We start from the raw sequence: 12,697 nt of genomic DNA, 5'->3' as shown, positions 1-12,697 counted from the left end.
CCGGGCGGGTCCGGTGACGGCTCGCCGGGCACGCCTGGAACCAGGGCGGCCGCGTCCCTGCCTGAGGGCAGCCCCCGCCGCATTCCCCGCCGAGGGCGGGAATCGTTCGTGCTACTGGAGCCGTGTTCCCCGTTCTGCGGGGTTGAACCCGAGGAGTTTTGTCGTGTCCGAGGTACGTATCGCTGCCGAGCCCCGCACGGAATTCGGCAAGGGCGCCTCTCGTCGCGCCCGCCGCGCGGGTAAGGTGCCGGCCGTCCTCTACGGCCACGGCACCGAGCCCCGCCACCTGAACCTGCCGGGCCACGAGCTCATGCTCGCCCTGAAGACCCCCAACGTCCTGATCCGCCTCGACGGCCTGGACAAGGACAACCTCGCCCTGCCCAAGAGCGTGCAGCGCGACGCCATCAAGGGCTTCCTGGAGCACATCGACCTGCTGGTCGTCTCCAAGGGCGAGAAGGTCGAGGTCGAGATCCCGGTCAACCTGATCGGTGAGGTCAAGGCCCCGGGTGTGCTCACCCAGGAGCTCGTCACCGTGGCCGTCGAGGCCGAGGCCACCCACATCCCCGAGGGCGTCGAGTTCGTCGTCGAGGACCTGGAGATCGGCGCCACCCCGACCGCCGCCGACGTCAAGCTGCCCTCCGGCGTCACCCTGGCCACCGACCCCGAGGCCATCCTGCTCACCGTCTCCGCCCCGCGCGTGGAGGAGGAGCCGGAGACCAGCGAGGAGGCCTCCCAGGCCGCCGAGGGCGACGAGGGCGCCCAGGAGGCCGCCGCCGAGTAAGGCGGTCGCAGGCCACACACGACGACGCGCGGTCTCCCGACAGGGGCCGCGCGTCCGTCGTGTCAGCCGCCGTCCCGGTAGGGTCGTGCCCCATGGGCAACTGGTGGGGCAGGCTGTTCGGCGGCAGGGGCCCCGGCGCGCGGAGCGCCGGGGGCACAAGCGTCGGCGGAGAGAACGAGGACATGGCCGATACCGAGCGCTGGCTCGTCGTGGGGCTGGGCAATCCCGGGCCCAAGTACGCCGGGAACAGGCACAACGCCGGGTTCCTGGTGGTGGAGGCGCTCGCGGGCGGCGAGCGCTGGAAGGCGCACAAGGCGCACGCGGAGGTGGTGGAGACCCGCCTGGACGGCGTCCCCGTGGTGCTGGCCAAGCCGCGGAGCTTCATGAACCTGTCGGGCGGCCCGGTCTCCGGTCTGGCCCGCTTCTACAAGGTCCCGGTCGAGCGGATCGTCGTGGTGCACGACGAGATGGACATCGACTTCGGCGCGCTCAAGCTCAAGAAGGGCGGCGGGCCGGGCGGGCACAACGGCCTGAAGTCGATGACCTCGTCCCTGTCCAGCCCGGACTACATCCGCGTGCGCTTCGGGGTGGGCCGTCCGCCGGGCCGGATGGACCCGGCCGCGTACGTGCTCAAGGACTTCTCCTCCACCGAGCGCGCCGAGCTGGACCTCAACGTCGAACGCGCCGCCGACGCGGTGCGCACGGTGCTCACCGAAGGCCTGGGCCGGGCGCAGAACATCTACCACACCGCCGCCTGACCTCCCGGGCTCCGGGGTCCGCCGGGGCGGGGCTCACACGCCCGCCGGACGGCCGCTCCCACCAGGGGTTCCACGCGAGGGGCGCCCGCGCCGGGCACGGCGCGCGCCGAGTCGGACGTACCGCGCCCGCCGGCGGAGGAGCGCCGGCGGGCGCGGCGACGGGGGCGCGGTACCCGGCTACCGGCCGCGGCCCGCCCGGGGCGGGCGGCCCCGCCCGTCGTCCTCGGCCTCCTCCAGGAGGGACCGGAGGGTGAAGTAGGCGGGCTTGCGGTCGAAGTCCCCGTCCATGACGGTCGCCGCTCCCTCGCCCTCGAAGAACACCGGTACCCACGAGTACTTGTCGGTGAAGCCCCAGATGGTGAAGGAGTCGCAGCCCTCCACCCCGAGGCATGCCTCCAGCGCCCGACCGTAGTAGTCGGCCTGCCGCTCCAGCTGCTCCCCGGTCGGCTCCCCGCCCCCGGGCACGTCCATGCGCACGTCCACCTCGGTCAGCGCCGTGCCCAGGCCGAGGTCGTCGAAGCGCTGGAGGTTCTCCTCCAGGCCGGACGGGAACCCGTACCGCATGCTCAGGTGCACCTGGGCGGAGAACCCGTGCACCGGCACGCCGTCCGCCAGCAGCTCCTGGACCAGCGCGTGGTAGGCGTCGCTCTTGGCGTTGACGTCCTCGACGCCGTAGTCGTTGAAGTACAGCTCCGCCGACGGGTCGGCCTCGTGCGCCCAGCGGAAGGCGTCGGCGATGATCCCCGGCCCGAGCTCGCGGATCCAGATGTTGTCCTCGGTGCGCAGCCGCCCCGACTCGTCGAAGATCTCGTTGGCCACGTCCCACTGCGAGATCCGGCCCTCGTAGCGGCCGACGGCGGTGGTGATGTGGTCGCGCAGGATCTCCCGCAGCTCCTCGTCGGTGAAGTCGCCCTCCTCCAGCCACGCGGGGTTCTGGCTGTGCCACAGCAGGGTGTGCCCGCGCACGTCCTGGCCGTGGCGCTCGGCGAAGTCCACGATCCTGTCGGCCATCCCGAACGCGTACTCGTCCCGCTCGGGGTGGATGTACTCCCACTTCATCTGATTCTCGGGGGAGACCGAGCTGAACTCCCGGGCCAGGATCCGGCGGTACCGCCGGTCCGAGGTGAAGGGGTCGGGGTAGTCCTGGTCCACGTGGTGCCCGCCGCCCGCGACGGCGGTGCCGATGACCAGGCCGTCTGGCGCGGCCCAGCGCAGCGTGCCCGGCTTGGCGTGGCGGGGGTGGTGCGGCGACCGGTGGCCGTCGCCGCGGTCGTGCCCGGGGGCGGCGGACGCGGGGGCGGCCAGGGGGACCGCCAGCGCCGTCGCGGCGAGGACGGCGGTGACGAGGCGGAGCGGTTTCATGGGGGGATCTCCGATCTGGCGACCGACGAAACTTCCGGAAAGTTCCGTAACATATGAAGGTCAATGGACCCTAGGTCGTCGCCGGGCACAGCGTCAAGATCCCGTCTCGGCGCTGTCGCCCCACCAGCTGTGCTCGTACTCTGGGTGGGCACAAAGGAGGACCATGCCCGACACCCCGTCCCGAGACGTCACGATCTCCGCCATCGCCGAGGAGGCGGGCGTCTCCGCGCCGACGGTCTCGCGCGTGCTCAACGGCCGGGGCGACGTCGCCCCCGCCACGCGCGAGCGCGTGGAGAGCCTGATCCGCGCCCACGGCTACCGGCGCCGCGGAGGTCGGCCGCGGGAGCGCGTCGGCCTGCTCGACCTCGTCTTCAACGACCTGGACAGCCCGTGGGCCGTCGAGATCATCCGCGGGGTGGAGGACGCCGCGCACGAGAGCGGTACCGGCATCGTGGTGTCGGCCATCCACCGCCGGGTCAGCTCCACCCGCCAGTGGCTGGAGAACGTGCGCTCGCGCGCCACCGACGGGGCGATCCTCGTGACCACCGACCTGGACCCCGAGCTGCGCGAGGAACTGCGGGAACTCCACGTGCCCGCCGTGGTCGTCGACCCGGTCGGCGTCCCGGACCTGGACACCCCCACGGTCGGCGTCACCAACTGGGCCGGGGGCCTCAGCGCGACCGAGCACCTGATCCACCTCGGCCACCGGCGCATCGCCTTCGTCGCCGGGCGCCCCGAGCTGTGGTGCAGCCGGGCCCGGCTCGACGGCTACCGGGCGGGCCTGGAGACGGCGGGGCTCGCGGTCGACGACGAGCTGGTCGTGCCGGGGGAGTTCGGCTACGAGTCCGGCTTCCGGGCGGGGGAGCGGTTGTTCGACCTCGCCGATCCGCCCACGGCCGTGTTCGCGGCCAGCGACCAGATGGCGCTGGGCGTCTACGAGGCGCTGCGCCGCCGCGGCCTGCGGGTGCCCGCCGACGTCAGCGTGGTCGGCTTCGACGACCTGCCCGAGGCGCGCTGGTCCTCGCCGTCCCTGACCACCGTGCGCCAGCCGCTGTCGGACATGGGCAGGCTCGCGGTGCGCACCGTGCACCGCCTGGTGCAGCGCGAGACCATCGAGAGCCCGCGGGTCGAGCTGGCCACCGAGCTCGTCGTGCGCGACAGCACCGCCCCGCCGCCGTGAACGGGGCCCGGGGAGGGCGTTGATACCCCGGCGCGGCGCTCCCTGGGCTGGTTTGACCGGAATCTTCCGGAATCCACCCGGGCTCCGCGCCAAGGAGGCCGGTGCGGCCACCGCCCCCGACGGGCGCGCGGCCGTGTCCCTCCGTCCTGCCCGCCCTCGGTTGCGCCCTGATCGCCGCGGCTCCCGCGGCCGCCCGCCCGGCGCGCACGCCCCCCACCCCCGAGGAGAAGACCATGTCCCCCACCCGCGCCCGGCGAGGCGTGGCCGTCGTCATGGCCGGCACACTGCTCCTGCTCGGCGGCTGGAACGCCACCGGCGCCGCCGCCGCACCGGAGCCTGGCACCGGGAACTGGGTCGGCACCTGGGGGGCCGCGCCGACCGCCACGCCCGCCACCGGCACCCCGGTCCTGCACGACGAGACCGTCCGGCAGGTCGTGCGCACCAGCGTCGGCGGCGACCGGCTGCGCCTGCGCCTGACCAACGAGTTCGGGGAGAGCGCGCTGCGGGTGGGCGAGGTGCACGTGGCCCTGCGCGCGGGCGACTCGGGCACCGACATCGACCCGGCCACCGACCGCACGGTCACCTTCGGCGGCCGTACGTCGGTGACCGTCCCGGCGGGCGCCCCCATGGTCAGCGACCCGGTGGCGCTGGAACTGCCCGCCCGCTCCGACCTGGTCGTGAGCATCCACCTGCCGGAGGAGACACCGGTGACCACCCTGCACGCCTCCTCCTTCCAGGAGAACGTGGTGGCCGCGGGCGACGTCACCGGTGACACGTCCGTCGAGGCCATCCGCACGCTCACCCAGTGGCACTTCCTGTCGGGGGTCAGCGTGCGGTCGCGCACGCGGCTCGCCGACGCGGTCGTGGCCCTGGGCGACTCCATCACCGACGGCTCCGAGACCCGGGTCAACGCCAACCACCGGTGGCCGGACCTGCTCGCCCGGCGCCTGCCGCACACCGGCGTGCTCAACTCGGGGATCGCGGGCAACCGCCTGCTCCACGACCCCAACCCGCCCGAGGGCGGCGACGCCGAGGACTTCGCGGCCTTCTTCGGGCAGAGCGCCCTGCGCCGCTTCGACCGGGACGTGCTGGCGCACCCGGGCGCGGGCCACGTCATCGTCCTTCTGGGGGTCAACGACCTGGGCCACCCCGGCACCGTGGCCCCGGTGTCGGAGACCGTCACGGCAGAGGAGGTCATCGGCGCCCACCGCCAGATCATCGCCCGCGCCCGTGCGGCGGGGCTGCGGGTCTACGGGGGCACCATCCTGCCGTTCAAGGGCGACACCCTCGGTTTCCACACACAGGAGAACGAGGCCAAGCGCCAGGCGGTCAACGCGTGGATCCGCACGGGCGGGGAGTACGACGCGGTCATCGACTTCGACGAGGTGATGCGCGACCCGGCCGACCCGCTGAGCCTGCTGCCCGCCTACGACAGCGGCGACGGCCTGCACCCCAACGACGCCGGTATGGCCGCGATGGCCGACGCCGTACCGGCCCGGCTCTTCCGCCCGGACCGGGAGGGATAACCGGCCCGGGTGCGGGTCCGCCTCAGCCGCGCACCAGGCGCCAGAAGGCCAGCGCGGCCTCCTCCGGCGCGGCGGCCCCCTCCGTCCCGTTCGTCTCCGCGTCCTCCCCGACGCCGACCCAGTCGGCGATCATGCCGACCAGCGCCCCGGCCAGGTAGGCGGCGTGCGTGCGCACCGGCACGTCGTCGAACCCGGGCGGCCGCGCCCCCCGCGCGAACCGCGTGGCCAGCTCCTCGGCGAGCCGTCCCCGCAGCCGGTTCGTGAAGCGGGCGCTGCCGTGGTCCGACAGCATCCGGCGGTAGAGCACCGCGCTGTCCGCGACGTGGCCGAACAGCTCCACCAGCGGCCGCGGAGCCCGGTCGCGGGGCGCGTCCAGCGGGCACAGCGCCGCGCAGCGCGCCACGTGCGCGACGGCGCTCTCCATGGCGTCGGCGACCAGCGCGTCCAGGTCGGCGTAGTGCTGGTAGACGGTCGCGCGGTTGACCCCGGCCCGCCTGGCCACGGTGGAGACCGTGACCGCGCCGGACGGGCTCTCCGCGGTCAGTGTCAGCAGGGCGGTGCGCAGGCGCTCGCGGGTGCGCTGGACACGGGGGTCGTCGGGGTTCACGGAGGCAGTGTACGACACCTGTATCTCAGGAACACCTGTTGTTTAAGCAACGAGCGTCGTTTATGTTGTCCCCATGAGGATCGAGATCTGGGCCGACACGGTCTGCCCCTGGACGTATATCGGCAAGCGGCGCCTGGAGCGGGCGCTCGCCGGGCTCGACGGCGCACTCCGCGAAAAGGCCGAGGTGGTCTGGCGTCCCTACCGGATCGACCCCGCCGCCCCGGCCGAGGCCGAGCCCCTGGGTCCCCTGCTGCGCGACCCCCGCGTGGACACCGCCCTGCGGGCCTGCGCGCCCGGCCTCACCCCGGACCAGAACCGCGTCCGGGTGGCCGAGGCCGCCGCGGCCGAGGGGCTCGGTCCCCGGTGGGGCGCGGTGTGGAGGGTCAGCAGCCACGACTCCCACCGCCTCCTGGCCCTGGCCCTGGAGACCGGCGGTCCCGGACTCCAGGGCGCCGTCGCCGAGGGCGTCCTGCGCGCCCACTTCACCGAGGCCGGGGACATCGGTTCCGCCGGGACGCTGGACCGCGTCGCCCGCGAGGCCGGGTTCCCCGACGGCGGACGCCTCCTGGCCGCGGGTGCCGGGGAGGAGGAGGTCCGCGAACTCCTCCTGCGGGGCAGGGCCGCGGGCGTGCGCACCTCCCCGACCCTGGTGGTCAACGGCAGCGCCCTGGAGGGCGCCCGGCATCCCGACGCCGTCCGCGACTTCCTGGTCGCGGCCGCAGGGCGCACCCCGCGCCGACTCCCCGAGGAGGTCGAGCGCTTCCGCCAGGCGGAGTCCCTGCTGGACCGGGGAGACCCCCTCGGTGCGCTCGCCCTGCTCCGGCCGATGCTCGGCGAGCACGCCGCCGACCGGAACGTGTGCCTGCTCGCCGCACGCGCCTACTACCGCTCGGCTCAGCTGGGCCGCGCCCGCCGCACTCTGGAGGAGATGGTGGAACGGAGCCCGGACGACGCGTACGCGCGCCTGCTCCTGGGCCGCACGCTCCAGCGCCAGGGCGAGCTGGAGCTGGCTGGACCGCACCTGCGCCTGGCCGGCGCCATGGCGCCCGAGTACGTCTGACCCGGTGCGCGTGCCGTCCGGGCGGCCCGGGTTTCGGCTGTGTCCCCGCGCGGCCACCGGTGTCCCCATCAGGTCACCCCTGCGTGACCGCACGGATCTCGGCACAGACACATTCTTGTGCTGAACAGGCCCTCTTACCCAACAAGCCGCAACACTGCGCGACTTTTCCACTACTTTTGGTTAATGTTCGGGGCGTTGGTCTCCGCGCCCGGCGCACCTGCCCCGCTCACGTCCTCAGAGTGCTCTCCCACGGCGCGCGGAGCTATGCCGTGTGAGCTGCAAGAGTCGTGGGTCTTGGGGGAGTGTACGTGGTCACAACCAGCCGGACGAAGACCGTCCACGAACAGTCGACGCGGATCGTGGTCGGCCCCGGAGCCCCAGGGGCCCCAGGGGTCCCAGGAATCCCTGGGGCCGCGGGCGCCACCGGGCGGCGCGCGGCGGTCGCCTCCGGCGGTGGGACCAACGGCGCCTGGGTGCGCCCCTACGTCGTGAGCCTGGTCGGCCTGGACCTGGCCGCCGCCCTGACGGCCACCCTCAGCGGCGCGGCGGTCCGCTTCCCCTCCGCTCTCGGAACCCTCACCACCCTGCCCTACCTGGCCCTCTCCCTCCTGCTGCCCCCGGTGTGGATCCTCTTCGTCTACCTGGGCGGCGGCTACGCCCGCCGCTTCCTGGGCGTGGGCACGGAGGAGTACCGCCGCGTCGCCACGGCCGGGATCGCCCTCGCCGCCGCCGTGGCCGTCGGCGCCTACGCCCTGCGCTTCGACCTCGCCCGCGGCTACGCGCTGGTCACCCTGCCGCTCATCCTCCTGCTCACCCTCGGTCTGAGGTACGCGCGCCGCAAGGCCCTGCACCGGCGCCGCGGTTCGGGCCAGTGCATGAGCGGGGTCGTGGTCGTCGGCTACCGCGTGGCCGTCCGCGACCTGGTCCGCCGGTTCCGCGGCGAGGTCTACCACGGCATGCGCGTGGTGGGCGTGTGCCTGCCCCAGGAGGAGGTCGCCTCCGGTCCGGGCGCCGACGAGGTGGAGGGCTGTCCGGTCCTGGGCACCTTCACCGGCGCGGCCGAGGCCGCCGCCCTGGCCGGGGCCGACACCGTCGCGGTCCTGGCCTGTCCGGAGATGGACGGGGCCGAGCTGCGCCGCCTGGCCTGGCGGCTGGAGGAGACCGGCACCGACCTCATCGTCGCCTCCGCGCTCATGGACGTGGCCGGACCGCGCACCTCCATCCGGCCGGTCGCGGGGCTGCCCCTGCTGCACGTGGAGCACCCCGAACTGGTGGGCGCGCGCCGCGTCCTCAAGGGCGCCTTCGACCGCTGCGCCGCCGCCCTGGCCCTGATACTGCTGTCGCCGCTGTTCCTCGCGCTGTGCGTCCTCGTCCGGGCCGAGGGCGGCGGGCCCGCCCTCTTCACCCAGACGCGGGTGGGCAGGGGCGGCCGCGAGTTCACCGTCTACAAGTTCCGTACGATGGTGGTGGGGGCCGAGGCGTTGAAGGCGATGCTCCAGCCCCGCAACGAGCACGAGGGCGTGCTGTTCAAGATGCGCCGCGACCCCAGGGTGACGGCCGTGGGGGCCTGGCTGCGCCGGTACTCGCTCGACGAGCTTCCCCAGCTCGTCAACGTGGTCCGGGGGGAGATGTCGCTCGTCGGCCCGAGGCCGCCGCTTCCGGAGGAGGTCGCCCGCTACGGGGACGACGTCCGCCGCAGGTTGGTGGTCAAGCCGGGTATGACGGGTCTGTGGCAGGTGAGCGGCCGCTCCGACCTCTCCTGGGAGGAATCGGTCCGCCTCGACCTGCGGTACGTGGAAAACTGGTCGCTGACACTGGACGTCCAGATCTTGTGGAAGACGTGGTCAGCGGTGATCCGTGGGGCGGGAGCATACTAGCCGGTGAAGAACATCCGAAACGATCATGAGGTGGCCCGCGACCTGGCCAGCGAGGCGGGGCAGCTGCTGCTGCGCCTGCGCGCCCGGCACGGCTTCGACGAGCCCGACGTCCTGCGCACCCTGGGGGACCGCACCTCCCACGAGTTCCTGTTCTCCGCGCTGGGACGGCTGCGGCCCAGCGACGCCGTCCTCTCCGAGGAGGGCGCCGACGACCCCGCGCGGCTCAACGCGCGCCGGGTGTGGATCATCGATCCCCTGGACGGCACGCGCGAGTTCGCCGAGGCCGGGCGCACCGACTGGGCGGTGCACGTGGCGCTGTGGGAGAACGGCGACCTGGTCGCGGGCGCCGTGGCGCTGCCCGCCCAGGGCAGCACCCTGTCCACGGTCGACCCGCCCTGGCTGCCCGAGGAGCGCCCCTCGGACCAGCGGCTGCGCATCACCGCCAGCCGGACCCGGCCCCCGGCCTTCGTCCAGCGGATGGCCACCCAGCTGGGCGCCGAGGTGGTCCCGATGGGCTCCGCGGGCGCCAAGATCTGCGCGGTGCTGCTCGGCATCGCCGACATCTACGTGCACGCGGGCGGCCAGTACGAGTGGGACAGCGCCGCCCCGGTGGCGGTGGCCCGGGCCTCGGGTCTGCACACCTCCCGGATCGACGGTTCCCCGCTGCGGTACAACACGGCGGACCCGCAGCTGCCGGATGTCCTTGTATGCCGATCGGAATTGTCGGGTATGTTGTTGGCGAGCATCCGCGACGGCGCGGACCTGGACAGCGCGGGTCCGCACGCGGGGGGCTGATAGGACGACCCCTCCGCCGTCGGCCCTGTCGGTATTTCTAAGGCGGATTCATGGGTCAGGCGAGTCAGCAGGCCGGACGCTACCAGCTCTCCCAGCTGGACGTCCTGGAGGCCGAAGCCATCTTCATCATGCGCGAGGTGGCCGCGGAGTTCGAGCGGCCGGTGCTGCTCTTCTCCGGCGGCAAGGACTCCATCGTGATGCTGCGCCTGGCCGAGAAGGCCTTCTGGCCCGGCGCCGTCCCCTTCCCCGTCATGCACGTGGACACCGGCCACAACTTCGACGAGGTCATCGAGTTCCGCGACCGCCGGGTCGCCGAGGCGGGGGTCCGCCTGGTCGTGGCCTCGGTGCAGGAGCAGATCGACGCGGGCAAGGTCTCCGAGCCCACCGGCCGCTGGGCCAGCCGCAACCGCCTCCAGACCTCGGCGCTGCTGGAGGCCATCGAGGAGAACGGCTTCGACGCCGCCTTCGGCGGTGCGCGACGCGACGAGGAGAAGGCCCGGGCCAAGGAACGGGTCTTCTCCTTCCGCGACGAGTTCGGCCAGTGGGACCCCAAGAACCAGCGCCCCGAACTGTGGAGCGTGTTCAACACCCGCATCGAGCGGGGCGAGCACATCCGGGTCTTCCCGATCTCCAACTGGACCGAGCTGGACGTGTGGGCCTACATCAAGCGGGAGCGGCTGGAGCTGCCCTCGATCTACTTCGCCCACGAGCGCGAGGTCTTCGAGCGCGACGGCATCCTGCTGTCGAACTCGCCCATCATCAACCGCGACGAGACCGAGGTCCCGTTCACCGAGACCGTCCGCTACCGCACCGTCGGCGACCTCACCTGCACCGGGGCGGTCAAGTCCACGGCCGTGGAGATCGACGACATCATCGCCGAGATCGCCGCGACCAGGGTGACCGAGCGGGGGCAGACGCGGGCGGACGACCGCACCAGCGAGGCCGCCATGGAGGACCGCAAGCGCGAGGGCTACTTCTAGCGCGACCGCCGGGAGGGTCCACGGCCCGCCCCGTCCGCCGGACCTCGTACTCGTGGCGAGGTTCGGGCGCCGACACCGGTCGGCACGCGGGTCAGGACCCCGCGCACCACACCGGCGACGTTCGGGCCAGCCCACTGGCACCCGCGCCGGAACCCGTTCCCCGCAGACCACACACTCCGCATTGGACCAGGCAAGCATGAGTAACGACATCCTGCGGTTCGCGACGGCGGGTTCCGTCGACGACGGCAAGAGCACCCTGATCGGCCGACTGCTGTTCGACTCCAAGTCCATCTTCGAGGACCAGCTCGACGCGGTGGAGCGCACCAGCGTCGCGCGCGGCGAGGAGCAGACCAACCTGGCGCTGCTCACCGACGGCCTGCGCGCCGAGCGCGAACAGGGCATCACCATCGACGTGGCGTACCGCTATTTCGCCACCCCCAAGCGCACCTTCATCATCGCCGACACCCCCGGGCACATCCAGTACACCCGGAACATGGTCACGGGCGCCTCCACGGCCGACCTCGCCATCATCCTGGTGGACGCGCGCAAGGGCCTGCAGGAGCAGAGCCGCCGCCACGCCTTCCTCACCACCCTGCTCCAGGTGCCCCACCTGGTGCTGGCGGTCAACAAGATGGACCTGGTGGACTACTCCCAGGAGCGCTTCGAGGAGATCCGGGCCGAGTTCGCCGACTTCGCCACCAAGCTGGACGTGTGCGACCTGACCTTCGTGCCGATCTCGGCCCTGAACGGCGACAACGTGGTGAGCCGCTCGGAGAACATGCCCTGGTACACCGGGCCCTCCCTGCTCCACCACCTGGAGAACGTGCACATCGCCTCCGACCGCAACCTCATCGACGCGCGCTTCCCCGTGCAGTACGTGATCCGGCCGCACAGGTCGGCCGACCCCGAGCTGCACGACTACCGGGGTTACGCGGGCCAGATCGCGGGCGGCGTCCTCAAGCCGGGCGACGAGGTCACCCACCTGCCGTCCGGGCTGAACACGCGGATCGCCAGGATCGTCACCGCCGACGGCGACGTCACCGAGGCCTACTCGCCGATGTCGGTCACCCTCCTGCTGGAGGACGAGATCGACATCTCCCGGGGCGACATGATCTGCCGCCCCAACAACGCCCCCGCGGTCACCCAGGACCTGGAGGCGATGGTGTGCTGGATGACGGACGCGCGCAAGCTCACGCCGCGCTCCAAACTCATCCTCAAGCACACCACCCGCACCGCGAAGGTCATGGTCAAGGACCTGCGCTACCGGCTGGACGTCAACACGCTGCACCGCGACGAGCAGGCCGACCACCTGTCGCTCAACGAGATCGGCCGGGTGCGGCTGCGCTCCACCCAGCCCCTGTTCGTGGACGAGTACGCCAAGAACCGCCAGACGGGCGGGTTCATCCTCATCGACGAGTCCACCAACACCACGGTCGCCGCGGGGATGGTCGTCAAGACCGACTGACCCCGACCGGGGCGCGCCGGGCGCCCGGAAGGTGGAAGGGGGCCGCCCTCGGGCGGCCCCCTTCCCCGTGTTCCGCCACCGGGCAGGGAGGCACTGCGGGGAGCGGGCCCGGCGGTCCGGACGCACCGGAAAGGGCGCCGCCAGGTGCGCCGCCCATGCCCCCGTCCGTCTTACCCGAGAAACCTGTTTCGGTTCTCAGATTCTTACGGAATGGTTTCCTTCGGTCAACGCCATGTTTCTCCGTAAGGGCTCCGGGGGGAACCGAAAGGTCTGTCCGAAAAACGTTTGACCACTACAGGCGAGTGT

Annotated in this window: 11 protein-coding genes; 9 read left to right on the top strand and 2 right to left on the bottom strand. The window is 72.6% G+C overall.

Translation table 11 applies throughout. The annotated features are described in order from the left end of the window. The first annotated feature begins 163 nt into the window (after window positions 1-163). Window positions 164-781, top strand: coding sequence for a 50S ribosomal protein L25/general stress protein Ctc (locus NDAS_RS19720; RefSeq protein ID WP_013154992.1), 618 nt, complete (start codon window positions 164-166; stop codon window positions 779-781). A 92-nt stretch (window positions 782-873) separates the two neighbouring features. After that, on the top strand, window positions 874-1,539 hold the full coding sequence (gene pth, locus NDAS_RS19715; protein ID WP_013154991.1) for an aminoacyl-tRNA hydrolase: 666 nt from the start codon (window positions 874-876) through the stop codon (window positions 1,537-1,539). A gap of 177 nt (window positions 1,540-1,716) precedes the next feature. On the opposite strand, the gene NDAS_RS19710 is transcribed toward pth, so the two are convergent. Continuing rightward, a complete protein-coding gene (locus NDAS_RS19710) occupies window positions 1,717-2,901 on the bottom strand; it encodes an endo-1,4-beta-xylanase (protein ID WP_013154990.1) in 1,185 nt (394 codons plus the stop codon). 163 nt (window positions 2,902-3,064) lie between these two features. Here NDAS_RS19710 and NDAS_RS19705 point away from each other — a divergent pair, with 163 nt between their 5' ends. Then, window positions 3,065-4,081: a LacI family DNA-binding transcriptional regulator gene (locus tag NDAS_RS19705; RefSeq protein WP_013154989.1), complete on the top strand. Its 1,017-nt coding sequence runs from the start codon at window positions 3,065-3,067 to the stop codon at window positions 4,079-4,081. Window positions 4,082-4,314: 233 nt separating this feature from the next. Continuing rightward, entirely contained in the window at window positions 4,315-5,607 is a 1,293-nt protein-coding gene (locus NDAS_RS19700; protein WP_013154988.1) for an SGNH/GDSL hydrolase family protein, read from the top strand. A gap of 22 nt (window positions 5,608-5,629) precedes the next feature. Here the strand turns inward: NDAS_RS19700 and NDAS_RS19695 are convergent, their stop codons facing one another. After that, window positions 5,630-6,214 (bottom strand): TetR/AcrR family transcriptional regulator, encoded by a 585-nt coding sequence (locus NDAS_RS19695; protein WP_041552878.1) that lies wholly within the window; start codon window positions 6,212-6,214, stop codon window positions 5,630-5,632. 73 nt (window positions 6,215-6,287) lie between these two features. On the opposite strand from NDAS_RS19695, the gene NDAS_RS19690 reads away from it, so the two are divergent. The 5 genes from NDAS_RS19690 to cysN all read left to right on the top strand — a co-directional run bounded on the left by NDAS_RS19690 (window position 6,288) and on the right by cysN (window position 12,391). Further along, window positions 6,288-7,274, top strand: coding sequence for a DsbA family protein (locus NDAS_RS19690; protein WP_013154986.1), 987 nt, complete (start codon window positions 6,288-6,290; stop codon window positions 7,272-7,274). A gap of 308 nt (window positions 7,275-7,582) precedes the next feature. Then, complete coding sequence (locus NDAS_RS19685; RefSeq protein WP_013154985.1) at window positions 7,583-9,151, top strand: sugar transferase; 1,569 nt, start codon at window positions 7,583-7,585, stop codon at window positions 9,149-9,151. 3 nt (window positions 9,152-9,154) lie between these two features. After that, window positions 9,155-9,946, top strand: coding sequence for a 3'(2'),5'-bisphosphate nucleotidase CysQ (locus tag NDAS_RS19680; RefSeq protein ID WP_013154984.1), 792 nt, complete (start codon window positions 9,155-9,157; stop codon window positions 9,944-9,946). 50 nt (window positions 9,947-9,996) lie between these two features. Next, entirely contained in the window at window positions 9,997-10,926 is a 930-nt protein-coding gene (cysD, locus tag NDAS_RS19675; protein WP_013154983.1) for a sulfate adenylyltransferase subunit CysD, read from the top strand. 181 nt (window positions 10,927-11,107) lie between these two features. After that, a complete protein-coding gene (cysN, locus tag NDAS_RS19670) occupies window positions 11,108-12,391 on the top strand; it encodes a sulfate adenylyltransferase subunit CysN (protein WP_255342149.1) in 1,284 nt (427 codons plus the stop codon). The last annotated feature ends 306 nt before the right edge of the window (window positions 12,392-12,697 follow it).

The organism is Nocardiopsis dassonvillei subsp. dassonvillei DSM 43111 (genome assembly GCF_000092985.1).
Classification (GTDB): Bacteria; Actinomycetota; Actinomycetes; order Streptosporangiales; family Streptosporangiaceae; genus Nocardiopsis; species Nocardiopsis dassonvillei.
The sequence above is the reverse complement of the archived record's forward strand: the minus strand, read 5'-3'. Positions and strand labels throughout refer to the sequence as shown.